This is a genomic window from Streptosporangium sp. LJ11 (genome assembly GCF_051918945.1).
Taxonomy (GTDB): Bacteria; Actinomycetota; Actinomycetes; order Streptosporangiales; family Streptosporangiaceae; genus Streptosporangium.
In genome coordinates, this window is the sequence record NZ_JBPXMB010000004.1 from 394,308 (window position 1) to 411,757 (window position 17,450).

Annotated in this window: 14 protein-coding genes; 8 read left to right on the top strand and 6 right to left on the bottom strand. The window is 73.2% G+C overall.

Annotated features, from left to right (window positions below; all coding sequences use genetic code 11):
* Positions 1–118 precede the first annotated feature (118 nt).
* Both ACTOQ3_RS08820 and ACTOQ3_RS08825 read left to right on the top strand, forming a co-directional pair.
* A complete protein-coding gene (locus ACTOQ3_RS08820) occupies positions 119–1,642 on the top strand; it encodes a succinic semialdehyde dehydrogenase (RefSeq protein WP_440082857.1) in 1,524 nt (507 codons plus the stop codon).
* 93 nt (positions 1,643–1,735) lie between these two features.
* Positions 1,736–3,427 (top strand): GMC oxidoreductase, encoded by a 1,692-nt coding sequence (locus tag ACTOQ3_RS08825; protein ID WP_440082858.1) that lies wholly within the window; start codon positions 1,736–1,738, stop codon positions 3,425–3,427.
* 107 nt (positions 3,428–3,534) lie between these two features.
* On the opposite strand, the gene ACTOQ3_RS08830 is transcribed toward ACTOQ3_RS08825, so the two are convergent.
* The gene (locus ACTOQ3_RS08830) at positions 3,535–4,278 is read right to left on the bottom strand and encodes a MerR family DNA-binding transcriptional regulator (protein ID WP_440082859.1); all 744 of its coding nucleotides are present in this window, start codon (positions 4,276–4,278) and stop codon (positions 3,535–3,537) included.
* A gap of 267 nt (positions 4,279–4,545) precedes the next feature.
* Positions 4,546–4,758, bottom strand: a complete 213-nt coding sequence (locus tag ACTOQ3_RS08835) for a DUF397 domain-containing protein (protein ID WP_440082860.1) — start codon at positions 4,756–4,758, stop codon at positions 4,546–4,548.
* 527 nt (positions 4,759–5,285) lie between these two features.
* On the opposite strand from ACTOQ3_RS08835, the gene ACTOQ3_RS08840 reads away from it, so the two are divergent.
* Positions 5,286–5,711: an ATP-binding protein gene (locus ACTOQ3_RS08840; RefSeq protein ID WP_440082861.1), complete on the top strand. Its 426-nt coding sequence runs from the start codon at positions 5,286–5,288 to the stop codon at positions 5,709–5,711.
* A 20-nt stretch (positions 5,712–5,731) separates the two neighbouring features.
* Here the strand turns inward: ACTOQ3_RS08840 and ACTOQ3_RS08845 are convergent, their stop codons facing one another.
* Positions 5,732–6,199 (bottom strand): Lrp/AsnC family transcriptional regulator, encoded by a 468-nt coding sequence (locus ACTOQ3_RS08845; protein WP_362839792.1) that lies wholly within the window; start codon positions 6,197–6,199, stop codon positions 5,732–5,734.
* Positions 6,200–6,288: 89 nt separating this feature from the next.
* On the opposite strand from ACTOQ3_RS08845, the gene ACTOQ3_RS08850 reads away from it, so the two are divergent.
* Positions 6,289–7,659: a pyridoxal phosphate-dependent decarboxylase family protein gene (locus tag ACTOQ3_RS08850; RefSeq protein WP_440082862.1), complete on the top strand. Its 1,371-nt coding sequence runs from the start codon at positions 6,289–6,291 to the stop codon at positions 7,657–7,659.
* Between the two features lie 125 nt (positions 7,660–7,784).
* Here ACTOQ3_RS08850 and ACTOQ3_RS08855 read toward each other — a convergent pair whose 3' ends face one another.
* A complete protein-coding gene (locus tag ACTOQ3_RS08855; protein ID WP_440082902.1) occupies positions 7,785–7,916 on the bottom strand; it encodes a hypothetical protein in 132 nt (43 codons plus the stop codon).
* On the opposite strand from ACTOQ3_RS08855, the gene ACTOQ3_RS08860 reads away from it, so the two are divergent.
* Positions 7,899–8,612 carry an NAD(P)H-binding protein gene (locus ACTOQ3_RS08860; RefSeq protein WP_440082863.1) on the top strand — a complete coding sequence of 238 codons (714 nt, stop codon included), beginning with the start codon at positions 7,899–7,901 and terminating at the stop codon, positions 8,610–8,612. The genes ACTOQ3_RS08855 and ACTOQ3_RS08860 overlap by 18 nt on opposite strands.
* 185 nt (positions 8,613–8,797) lie before the next feature.
* On the opposite strand, the gene lanL is transcribed toward ACTOQ3_RS08860, so the two are convergent.
* Positions 8,798–11,752 (bottom strand): class IV lanthionine synthetase LanL, encoded by a 2,955-nt coding sequence (lanL, locus tag ACTOQ3_RS08865; protein WP_440082864.1) that lies wholly within the window; start codon positions 11,750–11,752, stop codon positions 8,798–8,800.
* Between the two features lie 514 nt (positions 11,753–12,266).
* On the opposite strand from lanL, the gene ACTOQ3_RS08870 reads away from it, so the two are divergent.
* Positions 12,267–13,790 carry a DUF885 family protein gene (locus tag ACTOQ3_RS08870; protein ID WP_440082865.1) on the top strand — a complete coding sequence of 508 codons (1,524 nt, stop codon included), beginning with the start codon at positions 12,267–12,269 and terminating at the stop codon, positions 13,788–13,790.
* A 49-nt stretch (positions 13,791–13,839) separates the two neighbouring features.
* On the opposite strand, the gene ACTOQ3_RS08875 is transcribed toward ACTOQ3_RS08870, so the two are convergent.
* The gene (locus ACTOQ3_RS08875) at positions 13,840–14,586 is read right to left on the bottom strand and encodes an SDR family NAD(P)-dependent oxidoreductase (protein WP_440082866.1); all 747 of its coding nucleotides are present in this window, start codon (positions 14,584–14,586) and stop codon (positions 13,840–13,842) included.
* A gap of 245 nt (positions 14,587–14,831) precedes the next feature.
* On the opposite strand from ACTOQ3_RS08875, the gene ACTOQ3_RS08880 reads away from it, so the two are divergent.
* On the top strand, positions 14,832–15,716 hold the full coding sequence (locus ACTOQ3_RS08880) for an SDR family NAD(P)-dependent oxidoreductase (protein WP_440082867.1): 885 nt from the start codon (positions 14,832–14,834) through the stop codon (positions 15,714–15,716).
* A gap of 28 nt (positions 15,717–15,744) precedes the next feature.
* Positions 15,745–17,316, top strand: a complete 1,572-nt coding sequence (gene guaA, locus ACTOQ3_RS08885; protein ID WP_440082903.1) for a glutamine-hydrolyzing GMP synthase — start codon at positions 15,745–15,747, stop codon at positions 17,314–17,316.
* Positions 17,317–17,450: the final 134 nt, after the last annotated feature.

The window sequence follows — 17,450 nt, forward strand, 5'->3', positions numbered from 1 at the left end:
GGTTCAACACCTCGCTACCCGCCGGTAGCCAGGGCACGCCTCCCACGATTACGCTGCGAACATGGCCGTTCCCCCTGAAATGACACGGGCCGAGATGACAAGGGTCCTCGCTCCCCGCATGATCGAACGCGTCGTGCGGCACGTGACCTCCGACGGCAAGACGCGGGAGATCACGGCGCCGTTCACCGGCGAGGTCCTCGCCGAGATGCCCGTCTCCACCGCCGACGACGTCCGCTCCGCCCACGCCGTGGCGCGGGAGGCGCAGCGGGCGTGGGCGGCCCGGCCCGCGCGGGAGCGTGCCGAGCCCTTCCTGCGCCTGCACGACGCCATCCTCGACCGCCGCGAGGAGATCCTCGACGTGGTCCAGTGGGAGACCGGAAAGGCCCGCAGGCACGCCTTCGAGGAGGTCCTCGACGTCGCCGGCTGCACCCTCTACCACGCGCGGCGGGCCCCCGGCCTGCTGGAGCCGAGGAGGCGCGCCGGGATCCTGCCGGTCGCCACCAGGACGGTCGAGACGCGCCAGCCCCGGGGGACGGTGGCCCTGATCTCGCCGTGGAACTACCCGCTCTCGCTCGGCGTCACCGACGCCGTTCCCGCGCTGCTCGCCGGCAACGCCGTGGTCCACAAGCCCGACACCCAGACCGCCCTGTCCACGCTGTGGACGATCGACCTGCTGGTCTCCCTCGGCATGCCCAGGGAGATCTGGCAGGTCGTCCTCGGCGACCCCGCGGAGGTGGGCGAACCGCTGCTCGACGGCGCCGACTACGTGGCGTTCACCGGCTCCACCCGGGCCGGCCGGAAGATCGCCGAGGAGGCGGCCCGGCGGCTGATCGGCTGCTCGCTGGAGCTCGGCGGCAAGAACCCGATGCTCGTGCTCGACGACGCCGACCTGGACGCGGCGACCCAGGGCGCGCTGCGCGCCTGCTTCACCAACGCCGGGCAGCTGTGCCTGTCCGTCGAGCGGCTCTACGTCCACGACTCCGTGCACGACGCCTTCCTGGAGCGGTTCGTCCGGCAGGTCGGGAACATGAGGCTCGGCGCCGGGCTCGACTGGAACGTGCAGATGGGCTCGCTCTCCTCCCGGCGGCAGCTGGAGGCGGTCGCCGCCCACGTGGACGACGCCGTCGCGAAGGGTGCCCGGGTCCTCGCCGGGGGGCGGGCCCGCCCCGATCTCGGCCCGCTGTTCTACGAGCCCACCGTCCTGGCCGACGTCGACGAGAGCATGGACATGTGCCGGGCCGAGACCTTCGGCCCCGTCGTCGCGATCTACCGCTTCGGCGACGACGACGAGGCGGTCGAGCGGGCCAACGACACCGCGTACGGCCTCAACGCCTCCGTGTGGACCCGCGACGTGCCGCGCGGGCGGGCGCTGGCCTCCCGGATCAGGGCGGGCTCGGTCAACATCAACGAGGGGTACGGCTCGGCCTACGCCTCCTACGACGCGCCCATGGGCGGCATGAAGTCCTCGGGCCTGGGCCGGCGTCACGGGGCCGAGGGGCTGCTGAAGTACACCGAGGGGCAGACCGTCTCCAGCCAGGCGTCCTGGCTGGGCTTCGAGCCGATCCTCGGCATGGCGTACGAGAAGTACGCCGACACCCTCGCGACCGCCTTCAAGGTCATGAAGACGCTCCACCTGAAGTGAGGGGCTCCGGTGACCTTTGACGGTCGCCGGGAGGCCGTCGAAGTCACCGGAGGCCGCCGTGATCGACGGGGTCGTCGTTCGAAGGGAGCCGCCGTGTTCGACCACGACGTGCTGGTGATCGGATCGGGGTTCGGCGGGAGCGTCTCGGCGCTGCGGCTGACGGAGAAGGGCTACCGGGTCGCCGTCCTGGAGGCCGGGCGCCGCTTCGACGAGACCACGCTCCCCAGGACCTCCTGGCGGGTCCGCGACTTCCTGTGGGCCCCGGCGCTGGGCCTGAAGGGCATCCAGCGCATCCACGTGCTCAGGGGCGAGAAGGGCACCGGCGTGATGGTCCTGGCGGGTGCCGGGGTCGGCGGGGGCTCCCTGGTCTACGCCAACACCCTCTACGAGCCGCCGGACGCGTTCTTCCAGGACGTCCAGTGGTCGTCCATCACCGACTGGAAGGCCGAGCTGGCCCCGTACTACGACCAGGCCTCGCGCATGCTGGGCGTGACGCTCAACCCGACGGTCACCCCGGCCGACGAGGTGGTGCGCGCGGTCGCCGAGCGGATGGGCGTGGGCGACACCTTCCACCTGGCGCCGGTCGGCGTCTTCTTCGGCACCCCGGGCGTGGAGGTGGACGACCCCTACTTCGGCGGCGCGGGGCCGCGCCGCAGGGGCTGCACCGAGTGCGGCGAGTGCATGACGGGCTGCCGCCACGGGGCCAAGAACATGCTGATCAAGAACTACCTCTACCTGGCGGAGAGGGCCGGGGCCAGGGTCCTCCCCGAGACCACGGTCACCTCGGTCGTCCCGGTGGACGGCGGCTACCGGGTCGAGACGCGCGGGACGGGCGCGCCCTGGCGCCGCAGCGCGCTCACCGCCGAGCACGTCGTCTTCGCGGCGGGGACGTACGGCACCCAGCGCCTGCTGCACCGGCTCAAGGCCGCGGGCACGCTGCCCCGGCTCTCCGACCGCCTGGGCACCCTCACCAGGACCAACTCCGAGGCGCTGCTCGGGTTCGAACGCCTGTCGGTCGAGGGCGAGAAGCTCAACCGGGGGGTGGCGATCACCTCCTCGATCCACCCCGACGCCCGCACGCACATCGAGCCGGTCCGCTACGGAGACGGTTCCAACGCGATGGGCATGCTCCGCACCCTGCTCATCGACGGCGGCGGCGCCCCGCGCTGGCTGAAGTTCCTCGGCGAGGCCCTGCGCGCGCCCCACCGGGTGGCGAGGCTGTTCAACCACCGCCGGTGGTCCGAGCGCGGCATCATCGCGCTGGTCATGCAGGCGAAGGACAACTCGATCACCCTGTCCGCGCGCAGGGGGCCGTTCGGCCGGAGGCTGCGCTCGGAGCGGGGCCACGGCGAGCCCAACCCCACCTGGCTGCCCGCCGGTCACGAGTTCGTCCGGCACGCGGCCGAGGAGGTCGGCGGCATCCCCGGCGGCTCCTGGCTCGACCTGTTCGACATCCCGGCCACCGCCCACTTCCTGGGCGGATGCGCCATCGGCGCCGATCGCGACACCGGGGTGATCGACCCCTACCACCGCGTCCACGGCCACGAGGGCCTGCACGTCGTCGACGGCTCCGCGGTCTCCGCCAACCCGGGCGTCAACCCCTCCCTCACCATCACCGCCCAGGCCGAGCGGGCGATGGCGCTGTGGCCCAACCGGGGCGAGCCGGACCCGCGCCCCGCCCCGGGCTCCCCGTACGCCCGCCTCGCGCCCGTCGCCCCCCGCAGCCCCGTCGTCCCGGCCGCCGCCCCCGGGGCCCTGCGCCTGCCCATCGTCGGCATCACCTGACGGCAGACGCCGGGTTTCGCCGGCCCCCTCGGGGCGGCCACCGGTGAGCGAGCACGTCCGCCGGCCGCGGGGTGCTCACGAGCGGGTCCGGTCCGTCGCGGAAGAGGTCACTGTCCCCATTTCTCCGGCTCTCGTCGCCCGTACTCGACGAGAAGTTCCAGAGCCCGCCGCTGGCCGGGGCTCATATCGGTCAGCATCATCTGCCCGAACCGTGCCGTGCCGGCGACGGCGGCCGTCTGGTCCGCGGTGAGCTCGGCGGGCATGTCCGTGGGCAGCAGGCCCGGCAGCATCGCGTAGAGCTCACCCGCGACCTCCTCGACGCGCGGGTCGTTGGCGTCGGCGTCCGCCAGCGCGGCCATTTTCAGGTCCCACGCCCGCCACGGCGAGTCCTGCCCGACCCCGGCGAGATAGGAGTCCACGAGTTCGGGCAGCGCCACCTCCGCCGCCCGGAGGATGCCGATATCGTCCAGGGGCAGATCGAGGCCGCGGACGGCCGCGGCGAGCTCGGGGGACAGCGTCGGATCGTCCCCGTGTTCGAGGAGGCGCGCTATCACGGCACGGCGGCGCTGGATCTCCGACTCCCTGCCGGCGAGCTCCGTGTCCAGTTCGGTCAGTATCTCCCTCACGTCCACCCCGCCCGTGTCGGCCAGGGCGTCGGCGACCTCGCCGAGTCCCATGCCGAGCGCGGTGAGCTTGCGGATCTGGAGCAGGCGGCTCAACGCGCTCATGCCGTAACTTCGATAGCCGCCGGCGGTACGCTCCGGTTCGGCGAGCAGCCCGATCCGGTGATAGTGACGTACGGTCCGCGGAGTCACGCCCGCGAGCTTGGCGATTTCGCCTATCAGCAACATGGCGAACAGTAGACCCCCTGTCCTTGCGACAAGGTCAAACCCGCGGCCGCCGTACGAGCCCGCATCGGCCATGGGGCCCTGAACCCATGCGGGCACCGGTCGGCGAGACGTCGTAACCGTTTGGCGTGCTCCTCGGGTGAACGCGGTGTCGACCAGATGGACGTGGGAGATCTGCGTCCCCGATGTCCACCGGGACATGAAGCGCGCCCCCATGCGTGCAGCCTCCTGGCCGCCGGCCGGGAGGCTCTTGTGTTTCCGGAGCCGAGGCTAGAAGTCGAACTCGCCCTTCTTGGCCCCGTCGACGAACGCGTCCCAGACCCCGGCGCTCACCACGAACGGCGCCTTCTCGGGGGCCTCGGTGTCACGTAGGCCGACCCTTCCACCCGGCAGCGGGGCCACCTCAAGACAGTCGCCCTGGTTGGACGCACTTTTTGCGGCCTTACGCCAGGCCGCCATCTTCAGCTCATCGCTCAGGTCCATGCCTTCTCTGCCTCTCTGATCAACTCGATCGAGACATGCTGAGGCACGACCCTGGAGGAGAACCTCAGGCCGAGCCGGGTGCGTCGGCGCGCCGATCAGCCGCCGAAATCCATGCTCGCGTCCGGTGAACACGAGCCGTACCACCCGGCGGCGACCTCATGAGCGGACGGGAGGTCCGGGCACGGCCGAGAGGGCGGCACCGGCGGGGCGCACCCGTCTCCCCGGTCGACCCCCGATGCCGGGACGCGGACAGCGTGGCCCGCGCCCGGCGGCTCGACCTGATGGAACCCGCCTGGGCCGTCTGGTACGGCCCGGCCACCCGGCGCGTCCACGCCGTCGCCCTCTGGTCCGCACCTCAACCCCTGATCGTGTGCGCGGGCACCGCCGACGAGCTCTGCGACCTGATGCGTGAGGTCGAGCATCCCTCGCCGCCACCCCGGCCGACGCGCGAAACCCGACTCGTCGCTTCACCACCTCCGCCGACGTGGGAGAGCGAACACATTCCACCGGCACTCCGAGGAGCCACGATGCCCGACACCCCGGACACCTCCCGCACCGTCTGCCGGGACGTGCCCCACGACCCTTCGGCGATCACCAAGATTCGCGCCCTGGTGGACGACACCCTCACCGCCTGGACGTTGGCGCACATCGCTGACGACATGGTCCTCGTGGCCGGTGAGCTCCTGGCCAACGCCGTCGTCCACGGCGACGCCCCGGTCACCCTCTCCCTGCGGGCCGGAGCCGATGGACTCCGTCTGGAGGTGACCGACCACGGGCCGGGGCAGCCCCGGCACCTCTGTCTGGACACCGACGCCTTGCACGGCCGGGGCCTCACCATCGTCGAGGCCCTCTCCCACGACTCCGGCGTCATCCCGCTCCTCGACCACCCCGGCAAAACCGTCTGGGCCCGCTGGCGGTTTCCCCTTGGAACGACGTCCCGGCCGTCGTCCTGAGCCCGGGAGCCGGACACGAATCAGCCGGTGGGCCGCTGGACGGGCTGGGTCTCGGTCCGGTAGATCAGGGTCGTCTCGACGTGCACGATCTCGGGCCGGATCAGGAACTTCTCCAGCAGCAGGCGGTGCAGGCGGTCGGCGTCGGCGACCGCCACGTGGACCAGGAAGTCCTGGGGGCCGGCCACGTGGAACAGGGCGATGGTCTCGGGCAGGCCCAGGACGAAGGCCCGCAGCGGGTCGACGAGCTGGCTGGTGTGCGGCCGCACCCGCAGGGCGAGCAGCGCCTGCAGGGGACGGCCCAGCGTCGCCGGGTCGACCTCGGCGCGGAAGGCGCCGATCACCCCGCGCCTCCGAAGCGAGCGCACCCGCTCCAGCGCCGTGGAGGGGGCGACGCCCACCCGTTCGGCCAGGTCCTTGTTGGGGAGTCGCGCATCCTTCTGCAGCTCGGCCAGAATTCGCCGGTCCACCGAATCCAGTTCGACACTCACCGGGTTCACCTCCGTCCAATTCGGCTCGCCTGGCGAGCTGTCGTGAATTCGACCAGTATCCCCGTGTGACGTGGAATGTTGAGGAATTCGTGAACGCGGCGACCGTGACCGTCGACGAGCTGGCCGCCTACGTCGACGAGAGCCAGCGGGGCGTGCCACCCGTGCTCGGCCGCAGACCCCCCGGTGAGCTGGCCGAGCGGCTCGGGCTCGCCCGGTGGATCCGCGAGGGCGGGATGACCGCCGGCGACCACGCGGAGTTCCTGCGCACCTACCTCGCCGAGGGCACGCGGCTGCACCATCCCGCCTACCTCGGGCATCAGGTCGCCGCTCCCGACTTCCCCGCGGCCCTCGCCGACCTCGTCCACGGCGTGAGCAACAACCCGATGGCGATCTACGAGATGGGCGCCTCGGCGGCGACCGTGGAGTTCGAGGTGCTGCGCTGGATGCTCGGCAAGGTCGGTTTCGGCGAGGCGGGCGGCGGGGTGCTGACCCACGGGGGATCGCTGGCCAACCTCACCGCGCTGCTGGCCGCGCGGGCGTCGGTGGCCCCGGAGGCGTGGGCCGAGGGCGTCCCCGGCGACCTCGCGCTGCTCGCTCCGGCGTCGTCGCACTACTCGCTCACCCGCGCCGCCGCGATCCTCGGCCTGGGGGAACGGGCCGTGATGCCGCTGGAGGTGGACGGGCTCGGCAGGATCGACGTCGCCCGCCTGCCCGAGGCCCTGGAGCGGGTGCGCCGGGCGGGACGGCGGCCGATGGCCCTGGTGGCGAACGCCTGCGCGACCGGGACCGGCCTCTACGACGACCTGCGCGGGATCGGGGAGTTCTGCGCCGCCAACGGCGTCTGGTTCCACGTGGACGGCGCCCACGGCGCCTCCGCGCTGCTGTCCGGCCGGCACCGCCACCTGCTCGACGGGATCGGGCTCGCCGACTCGCTGATCTGGGACGCGCACAAGATGCTGCGTACCTCCAGCCTGGCCGCGGCGGTGCTGACCCGGCGCGAGGGCGACCTGGACGCGGCCTTCCGGCAGCGGGCCAGCTACCTGTTCTACGGGGAGCAGGGCTTCGACCTCATCGGCAGGACCGTGGAGTGCAGCAAGGCCGAGCTGGGCTTGAAGATCTTCCTCAACCTGGCCTGGCGGGGCGAGCGCGGCCTGGGCGAGTACGTCGCGCGCCGGTACGCCACCGCGCACCGCTTCTGGGAACTGGCCCGCGAACGGCCGGGCTTCGAGTGCCCGTACGAGCCGGAGAGCAACATCGTCTGCTTCCGGTACGGCACCGGCGACCAGGCGGACATCCGCGAGCGCCTGATGGAGGACGGGGCCTTCCAGCTGACCTCGGCCGAGGTCGGCGGGGTCCGCCACCTGCGGGTCACCGTGATGGCCCCCGCCACGGACGACAAGACGCTGGAGGCGCTGCTCGACCGGATCGCCGGACCTGAGGCCACGGCCGGTCCCCGGTGAACCCCCGCGAGGAGCGCCGGGCCGCTCCTCGCCGAACCCGGTGCGGCCGGTGCGGCCGGTGCGGAAGGCCGGTCCTCGGGGGTCCGGGCCGGTCCCCGGGGATCCCGGGGCGGATCCCGGCGCCCTCAGCGGATCCCGGAGTCGGGGTGGGCGGCGTCCCAGCGGCGGCGTGACTCGGCGATGCCGTCGCGGTGCTCGGCCGACCAGTCGACGAGGGTCCGCAACAGGTGGGTGAGGCTGTGCCCGGACGGGGTCAGCTCGTAGTCGACCTGAGGCGGGACGACGGGGTGGACACGCTGCTGCTGATCTCCGCGGGCTACGGCGAGGACGACGTGGTGATCGCCAGGCACGGCGCGGCGATCGAGGCGGCGGAGAAGGCCGGGGTCTCGCACATCGTCTACACCGGCCTCAGCGCCGCCGGGGACCACCTGGCCTACGCGCTCGCCCACCGCTGGACCGAGCGCAGGCTCCGCGAGGGGGCCGCGAACTGGACGATCCTGCGCAACGGCCTCTACGCCGAGCTGCTGGCGACGCTCGCGCCCGCCGTGGACGGCAGGATCACCGCGCCGCTGGGAGCGGGACGGCTGGCCGCGGTGGCCCGCGAGGACCTGGCCGACGTGGCCGCCCTGGTCGTGACCGGTGCCTCCGCGCACGCGGGCCGGACCTACGAGCTGGTCGGGGAGGAGGCGGTCGGCGGCGCGGAGCTGGCCGCGGCCCTCACCGGGGCCACGGGAGGCACCGTCTCGTACGAGCCCGGCACCCTCGCCGGGGCCCGCGAGGCGTTCACCGCCCTCGGCCTGGCGCCCTTCCAGGTCCCGATGCTGGTGAGCACCTACTCCTCGATCGCGAACGGGTTCATGGACGCGACGGGCGGCGACCTGCGGGCCCTGCTCGGCAGGGCTCCCCGGTCCGCCCTGGAGGTCATCGTCGCGGGACTTCGCGAACAGGGGTGAACAGGGGCAGGGCGCGCGACGGCCGAGGGCCCCCTGCCCGGCCGCGGAGAGGGCAGGGGGCCCGTGTGATCAGTTGTCGGTGCAGAACATGTGGATACGGCAGTTCGTGACGCGGCCCGCCTCGACGGCGGCCGGCTCGCGCTCCTGAAGACCCTGAAGGTCCTGAACGTCGAACGACATCGATTTCACCTCCTCGCCGATCTCGTGGCCGCGCCGGGCGCGGACCGTTTCTCCTTCCGCCGCCCCGGAGCGGGCGGCGAGCCTGAGACGGGAGGACGCCAGGCGTCCCCCACGACGTCGTCGAGCATCCACGGGCGCGCGTGCCGGTGGCGCAGCCGGACGAGGAAGGCGACGATCCCGGCCGTGCCGCCGAGGAACGTCGGGACGACCTTCGAGAAGGGGTCCGGCACGAGCAGCCTGCCGGAGCGGGTCACGGCTCTGGCCTCCAGGCATCGGGCCAGGTCCCCGGCCCAGCGTAGATACCGGTCGTCGGCCGTGAACCCGGCCATGTCGAGGAGGAACTCGCCGTCGCCGGGCAGGCCGTGGCACGGCACCGCCCCCGACTGCCAGCGGGTCCTGTGCACCGCGACCGCCGCCTGACCGGCGAGCCGCAGGGCGTCCGGGTCGCCGGTGGCGCGCCAGTACCGGACGAGGAAGGAGCCGACCCCCGACGAGCCGCTGCACCAGTGCGGCCGGCGCGGCAGGACCGTCCGCGGATCCCCCGCGAGGGCCGGCCACCAGGCGGTGTCGCCGTCGACGTCGGCGTGCTCGTACAGGGCGCGGGCGACCTCGCGCACGGTCGCCATCCACTCCGGGCGGCCGAGGGTGACGGCGGCGTAGAGCAGCGCCGTGCCGACCCCGGCGATCCCGTGCGCGAAGCCGAGATGGTCGGCGCCCGCGAGACCGGAGTCGAACGACTCCGGCGTCGGCCACCGCGGGTGCCCCATCCGGTAGGACCGCGCGCCGTGCAGGTTCTCGAACGTCTCCACGGCCCGCCCGCGGAGCACGGGGTCGCCCGAGCGCAGGGCGAGGCGCAGCACCGTCATGCCGGACCCGGCCAGCCCGTGCGTCACGTCGGGGCTCGGGTGGTCCACCGGAAGCCGGGCCGCCGCCCGCAGCGCGAACTCCCGCGTCTCGTCGTCGCCCGCGGCCTCCGCCGCGTCGTGAAGGGCCCAGACGGCTCCCGAGCGTCCGAAGTAAAGGCCGGGGGGCCAGACGTCCTCGTCGGAGAGACGGCGGCGGAGCCACCCGGCCGCGGCGACCGCCACGCCTCTTGCGCCCGCCGTGTCGTCTGTGACGGCGTTGTCGGTGACGGCCGCGCGGGAGGCGAGCGTCAGGACGGCCAGGATGCCCGGTACGCCTCCGTTCACCGAGCACGGGTCCGCCTCGGCCCCGCCGGCCCCGGCGACCGCGTTGGGCCACGGCGACGGGCTGTCCCGCCGGGGGTCCATGGTCTCCACCAGCCGCGCCAGCCCGTCCGCCACCAGGAGGTCCGCCCGTCGTACCCCGCCCGCCCTCGCCCCCGCGAGGACGGGGCCGGCCTTCCCCGTCTCCCCCGTCTCCCCCGTCTCCCCCGTCTCCCGCGCCGTCGCGAGGTCGGCGGCGGGAGCCGCGGCGGGGGAGCCGGTGAGGCCGGTGGCGGAGGCCGCCGGGGCGAGCGCGTCCAGGTACCTCGCGCAGCGGTTCAGCGACCAGCGCTCCTCCGGCTCGGTGACCAGTCCCTCCACCAGGGGGCGGAGGAGGGCGAGGGTGGGGTTGGCCGCGGACACCGCGCCGACGTGGTCGAGGAGGCGCCGGCCGCGGGCCGGGCCCGTCGTGCCGTCCTCGGGGAGTTCCAGCCCGGCGCCGGTCGCGAGGAAGTACGCCAGCCCGCCGAGGCCGAACAGGTCGGCCGTCTCTCCCGGCGCCGGCCGGAGTTCGCCGGTGTGCGGCACCAGTTCCGGAGCGAGGTAGCCGGGGGTTCCACCGATCATGACGATGTCGCCCGGCACCGTCGCGTACTCCAGGTCGACGAGCCGGAGGTCACCGCCGGGCAGGAGCATCACGTTGTCCGGCGAGAGGTCGCGGAAGACGTGGCCGAGGTCGTGGACGGCCCGCAGCGCGTCGACGAGGCGCCGCAGGATCGGCCGGACCTCGGCGGCGCCGTTCCCGAAGCCGTCGTGCCCGAGGGGCCCGGCGTTCCCCTCGGACCAGCGCCGCAGCGTCGTCCCCGGCACGCGTTCCTCGACGAGGAACGCGTGCCCGCCCTGTTCGAAGAAGTCGACCACGGCAGGGACGACCCCGCTGGACGCCAGGGCCTCCAGCCGGGACCTCTCCGTCGCCAGCCGGTCGCGCGCGTCCCGGCCCCCGAGATCGGACGACGCGTGCGGCCGGCCCTCCTTGATCACGACTTCGGCGCCGCTCTCGGTGTCCTCCGCGATGTACACGCCGCCCCTGTTGGCGTGTCGCACCGCCTCGCGGACCACGAAACGGCCGTTCAGCAGCACGGCGGGCCGCTGCGGTGGCCCGGGGACCCCGAAGGCGCGGTCCGCCGCTCCGGAGGCGCCGGGGGCGGTGAAGGGCGAGACGGCGAAGGAGGGCGGGGAGAACCGTGGCAGCCGCTCGTCAGGGATCGCCGTCCCCTCCGGCGTGCGGAGCCGGACCTCGTAGAAACCGTCGTTGCCGAGCACCCGGTGCCCGCCGAAGGCCCCGTAGCGGTAGTGGACGATCCCGCCGGGCCGGTAGGGGTGGTCCGACAGGATCGCCGGGCCGGGAAGCCCCCGGGTGGCCTCGTCGAGCAGTGGCGCCAGCCGGGCCGCCTCGGCGCCGCCCGCCGGGTAGGCGGTGACGAACTTCCCCGCCTGGGCACGGGCGCAGTGGGGGGCGAGCAGCTCCCAGTAGTCGCCCAGCCGCGCGGGGAACTTGAAGGCGCACCCCTCGGCGGCCAGCACTCGTACGACCCGGGAAAGCACGATCGGAGCGGAGAGCATCGTCGCGGAGACGTGAAGTTTCCAGCCCTGCGCGGGCATCGCGTATCCGCCGGGAACGACCAGGCACCAGAATTCCCCTTCGGTGACCGACCAGTCGCGGGCCGGGACCCGTCCGATCTCGGCGATCGCGATGTCACGCAGGAGGGCGCTGTCGCCCGGTGGGCTTTTCACGGGAGGTCATCCTTCGGCTGTCGCGGTTCGACGTCATGCGGGAATCGGTCCGACGTCAAACGGGAAATACGTCAAACGGGAAATACGTCACACGGGTGGGAGGGACGCGGGAAGCGCGCGAGGTGTTCACACCCGGGAGCCGGGCCGAGGGCGTGGATCCCGCCGGGGCGCGGCCGCCGCCTCCGCTCCCGTCACCGGGACCGCGTGGTGGTGATCGCGCATATGTGAGATCGGCGGAGCCGCCGCATTCTTTTCCGCCTGCCGGCGCTGGAAATACGAAAACACGGTGGATGCGGGTGTGCCATGTAAAAGTACGCACTTCTCGTCCGGCACGTGGATCCGCCGAGTATTAAATGCGCTTATTTCATATTCCCATATATTAATTCCGGTCCGCCGTGGCGCGCTTCACGTGGACGCCCGGCAGGAATCGGGTGGCCGGTTCCCGGCCCGGCCCTCGAATGCGCGGGTGTCGTTCCCGGGCTGGGCGGACCTGTCCTGATATAGCGTCGCGTCCATGACCGAACTCGACGGCCGCCTGCGCGCGGTGTGCGACCTCACCGTCTCCGGCGTCCGGGAAATGGCCGGGCGGCACGAGTACGACGGCCTGATCCAGGACCTGTCGCCCGAGGGGGTGCGCGCCGGGCTGGCCGCGCTGGGCCGGGGACCGCTGCCCGCCGACCCGTACGACGCGGCGCACCTGCAGATCTTCGAGGAGGCCGCCCGGGTGCAGCTCGGCGAGCTGGAGCTGCACCGCCGCAGCCCGCTGGAGCACCTGGGCAACCTCGACCTGGCCACCTACGACCGCGAGTACGCCCCCGAGGCCGAGCGGCACGCCGCCAAGCTCGCGCACCTGGCCCGCTGGCCCGAGGCGGTGGACAACGCGGTCGCCTCGCTCGACCTGCTCAGCGCCCCCGTCGCGACCGCCCTGCTCGGCGCGGTGCGGGGCCTCGCCTCCGGGGTGCCCGAGGACGCCGAGGAGAGCACGCGCGAGGCGGCGTTCAGGGCGCACGCCCGGCTGGTGGAGCACGTCGAGAAGGCCGCGCACACCGGCGACCCGGACGCCTCCCTCGGTGCCGAGGGGCTCGCCAGGCTGATGGGCGCGGGCGACGGCCTCCCGGTCGACCTGGGACGGCTCGCCGAGCGCGCCGACGCCGAACGCGACCGCCTGATGGCCCGGCTGGCGGAGTCCTGCGCCGCGCTGGGGTTCGCCGGACGGCCGCCGCTGGAGGTCTCGCGCGAGCTCGTCAGGCAGCACCCCGGCCCCGGCGGCGTGATCGAGGCGGCCAGGATCGGCACCGAGAGGGCGATCGCCTTCACCCGGGAGAAGGACCTGGTGCCCTACCACGACGGGGAGTGCCGGGTCGGCATCGCGCCCGAGTCGCGCCGGTGGGCGATGGCCATGATGAGCTGGTCGGCGCCCGGCGAGCCCGACGGCCCCTCGTGGTACCACGTCACCCCGCCCGACCCCTCGTGGCCCGAGCGCGACGTCGAGGAGTGGCTGGAGGTCTTCAGCGAGACCACGCTTCCCGCGATCAACGTGCACGAGGTCGCCCCCGGGCACTTCTCCCACGGCCGCGCCCTGCGCCACGCCCGCTCCGACGTGCGGCGCACGCTGATGTCGCTGGCCTTCGCGGAGGGCTGGGCCCACTACGCGGAGGAGCTCTGCGTCGAGGAGGGTTTCGCCCCCGACGACCCGCGTTTCGAGATCGGCGTGTGGCTGGAGGCGCTCATCAGGGTGACCCGGCTGGCCTGCGCGATCGGCGTGCACTCCGGCACGATGACCGTCGAGGAGGGCGCCCGCCGCTTCGCCGCCGACACCCACATCGCCGGTCCCGCCGCGCTCTCGGAGGCCGCGCGCGCCACCTTCGACCCCACCTACGGCCGCTACACCTGGGGCAAGCTGGAGATCCTCGACCTCCGCGACCGCGCCAGGGCCGAATGGGGCCCCGGCTTCGGCCTCAACCGCTTCCACACCGCCATGCTCGACCTCGGCTCCCCGCCCCTCGGCCTGCTCGGCCACGCCCTCGCCGGTACGTGACCGGCGGTCCCCGGCGGCATGTCCACCCGGAGGCGCGGCGGGCGCGTGGTCAGCGGTCGACGGCCGTGGCGCCGCCGTCGACGACCAGGTGGGTGCCGGTGACGAAGGACGCCTCGTCGCTCAGCAGGAACCGTACGGCCGCCGCGATCTCGGCGGGCCGGCCCAGGCGGCCGAAGAGCGACCTGCGGGTGAAGGACTCCAGATAGCCCGCGTCGCCGCCCGCGGCGGTGGTGAGCAGCGGGGTGTCGACGTAGCCGGGGCAGACGGCGTTGACCCGGATCGGCGCCAGCTCATGGGCCATCGAGCGGGTCAGGCCGAGCATGCCCGCCTTGGACGAGCAGTAGGCCGGGATGAAGGCCTGCCCGACCAGGCCCTCGATCGAGGAGATGCCGACGATCGCGGAGCCCTCCTGGCCGCGCAGGTCCTCCAGCAGTGCCTTCACCAGCAGGGCGTGGGCGCGCAGGTTGACGTTGAGCACCGCGTCCCACGAGGCCTCGGTGAGGTCACCGACGGCCATGGGGGCCACGATCCCGGCCGCGTGCACGAGACCGCCGATCGAGGTGAGGGCGTCGCGGCTGGTGGCGATCGCCTCGGGGAAGGCCGAGGAGTCGGTGACGTCGACGGGGACGGCGATCGTGGCGACGCCGTGCGCGGCGGCGAGCGAGGCGGTCTCCTTGGCGCCCGCCTCGTCCAGGTCCCAGATCGCCACCGGGCGCCCGGCCTCGGCGAGCGCCAGCGCGCAGGCCCGGCCGATCCCCGACGCCCCGCCGGTGACGATGACTCCGGTGCCGGTCATCGGCGACCTCCTCGATTGTTCGGGGGCTTCACGTTAGGTTTGTGCCCAATCGGCCGCCAGGTACGGCGGTTCCGTGGCCGGCCGGCCGTCGGGTACGGCGGCTTCGTGACCGGTCGGCCGTCGGGCGGGGCGGCTGTTGTGCCCGGGCGGTCGCAGGGTACGGCGCGAACCGGAGGCGGCGCGAGGTGTGAACCGCCGGTCCGGAGGTAACACGATGCGTGAACCATGATGCTGGAGGAAGCGCTATGCGTGAACTGTCGGGCAAGGTCGCGGTCGTCACGGGGGCGGGCAGCGGGATCGGGAGGGCACTCGCGCTGGGCCTGGCCGCGGAGGGGATGTCCCTCATGCTCGCCGACGTCGATCCGGGAGACCTCGCGGAGACCGCCTCGCTGGTGGAGGGGAGCGCGGCGAGGGGAAGCGCGGCGGAGGGCAGGATCCTCGGGGGCAAGGTGCTCACCGAGATCACCGACGTCTCCGACCCGGTGGCCGTGGATCACCTCGCCGACCGTACGTTCGGCGAGCTGGGTGCGGTCCACGTGCTGTGCAACAACGCGGGGGTCTTCCAGGGCGGCCGGATGTGGACGCGGGAGCCGGAGGACTTCGCCTGGATGCTCGGGGTGAACCTGTGGGGCGTGCTCCACGGGGTCCGGGCCTTCGTGCCCCGCATGATCGACCAGGACACCGAGGGCCACATCGTCAACACCGTCTCCGCCGCGGGACTGTTCGCCACCCCCTACTTCGGCCCCTACTCGGTCTCGAAGTACGCCGCGTTCGCCGCCTCGCAGTCCCTCGCCCAGGACCTCGCGACGGCCGGTTCCAAGCTCCGGGTGACCGCGCTGTGCCCCGGCGGGGTGCGCACCGGCCTCAACCGCTCCAGCCGCCACCGGCCGGAGAATCTCGTGGCCGCCGAGCGCACCGAGGACGAGGCGGCCTCCTCCGCGATCATCGACGGCCTGGTGGAGGGGGGCATCGACCCGGTCGAGGTGGCGCTCGCCGCGGTGGCCGCCATCCGCGAGGAGCGCTTCCTGGTCCTCACCCACCCCGGCCACGCGGATGCCCTGCGCGAGCAGACCGAGGCCCTGATCGCTGGGGCACTGCCCTCGTTTCCCGGCTACGACCAGGCGCGCTGACAGGCGCCGATAGACTGGGGCCACCGCTCTGTTCCTTTTGGGGGTCTTGGTGTCTGACTTCGACACGGTCCTGGTCGTCGACTTCGGCGCGCAGTACGCGCAGCTGATCGCGCGAAGGGTGCGTGAATGCCACGTCTACTCCGAGATCGTCCCCTCGACGATGCCGGTCGAGGAGATGATGGCCAAGAAGCCCAAGGCGATCATCCTGTCCGGCGGCCCCTCGTCGGTGTACGCCGAGGGCGCCCCCGCCGCCCCCGCGGGCCTGTTCCGGACCGGTGTGCCGACCTTCGGCATCTGCTACGGCTTCCAGATCATGGCCCAGGAGCTCGGCGGGGAGGTGGCCAGGACCGGCACCGCCGAGTACGGCGGCACCCGCCTCGACATCGGACAGCAGGGCGTGCTCTTCGCGGGGTTGCCCGCCACGCAGTCGGTCTGGATGTCCCACGGCGACAGCGTCTCCGCCGCCCCCGAGGGCTTCACCGTCACCGCCGCGACCGCCGAGACGCCCGTCGCCGCCTTCGAGCACCCCGAGCTGGGCCTGTACGGCGTCCAGTTCCACCCCGAGGTCCTGCACTCCGAGCACGGCCAGGCCGTGCTGAAGCACTTCCTCGACGCCGCGGGCTGCCGTCCCTCCTGGACGATGCTCAACATCGTCGAGGACGCGGTCGAGGCGATCCGTGCCCAGATCGGCCCCGAGGGCCGCGCCATCTGCGGCCTGTCCGGGGGAGTCGACTCCGCGGTGGCCGCCGCCATGGTCCAGCGGGCCATCGGCGATCGGCTGACCTGCGTCTTCGTCGACCACGGGCTGCTGCGCAAGGGTGAGGCCGAGCAGGTCGAGCGCGACTTCGTGGCCGTCACCGGCGTCAAGCTCCGCGTGGTCGACGCCCAGGAGCGCTTCCTGAAGGCGCTCGACGGGGTCACCGACCCCGAGGAGAAGCGCAAGATCATCGGCCGTGAGTTCATCAGGGTCTTCGAGGACGAGCAGCGCGCCATCATCGCCGACGGCCCCGTCGACTTCCTCGTCCAGGGCACCCTTTACCCGGATGTGGTCGAGTCCGGCGGCGGCACCGGCACCGCCAACATCAAGTCCCACCACAACGTCGGCGGCCTCCCCGACGATCTCCAGTTCTCGCTGGTCGAGCCGCTCCGCGCGCTGTTCAAGGACGAGGTGCGCCGGGCCGGGGAGGAGCTTGGCCTGCCCGCCGCCATGGTCTGGCGCCAGCCGTTCCCCGGCCCCGGGCTGGGCATCCGCATCGTCGGCGCGGTCAGCCGCGAGCGCCTGGAGATCCTCCGCGAGGCCGACGCCATCGCCCGCGAGGAACTCTCCCGTGCCGGTCTCGACCGGGACATCTGGCAGTGCCCGGTCGTCCTGCTCGCCGACGTCCGCTCGGTGGGCGTCCAGGGCGACGGCCGCACCTACGGCCACCCGGTCGTGCTGCGCCCGGTCTCCAGCGAGGACGCCATGACCGCCGACTGGTCGCGCGTCCCGTACGACGTGCTCGCCCGCATCTCCACCCGCATCACCAACGAGGTCCGCGAGGTGAACAGGGTGGTGCTCGACGTGACCAGCAAGCCCCCGGGCACCATCGAGTGGGAGTAGGCGCCCCGGGAGGCCGCGGCCGGGGCGAGCCGCCAGGGCCGAGCCGCAGAGGTGAGCCGTGGGGGTGAGCCGCGAGGGCTGAAGCGCGGAAGTGCTCCGCGGGGGTGGGTCGCCCAGGCCCGTCGGCGCCGATG

Bases quoted from the DNA above. Each gene is read 5' to 3' on its own strand.
- ACTOQ3_RS08820 (WP_440082857.1), top strand. From the start codon at position 119: ATGATCGAACGCGTCGTGCGGCACGTGACCTCCGACGGCAAGACGCGG.
- ACTOQ3_RS08830 (WP_440082859.1), bottom strand. From the start codon at position 4,278: ATGTTGCTGATAGGCGAAATCGCCAAGCTCGCGGGCGTGACTCCGCGG.
- ACTOQ3_RS08835 (WP_440082860.1), bottom strand. From the start codon at position 4,758: ATGGACCTGAGCGATGAGCTGAAGATGGCGGCCTGGCGTAAGGCCGCA.
- ACTOQ3_RS08840 (WP_440082861.1), top strand. From the start codon at position 5,286: ATGCCCGACACCCCGGACACCTCCCGCACCGTCTGCCGGGACGTGCCC.
- ACTOQ3_RS08870 (WP_440082865.1), top strand. From the start codon at position 12,267: ATGACCGAACTCGACGGCCGCCTGCGCGCGGTGTGCGACCTCACCGTC.
- ACTOQ3_RS08875 (WP_440082866.1), bottom strand. From the start codon at position 14,586: ATGACCGGCACCGGAGTCATCGTCACCGGCGGGGCGTCGGGGATCGGC.
- ACTOQ3_RS08880 (WP_440082867.1), top strand. From the start codon at position 14,832: ATGCGTGAACTGTCGGGCAAGGTCGCGGTCGTCACGGGGGCGGGCAGC.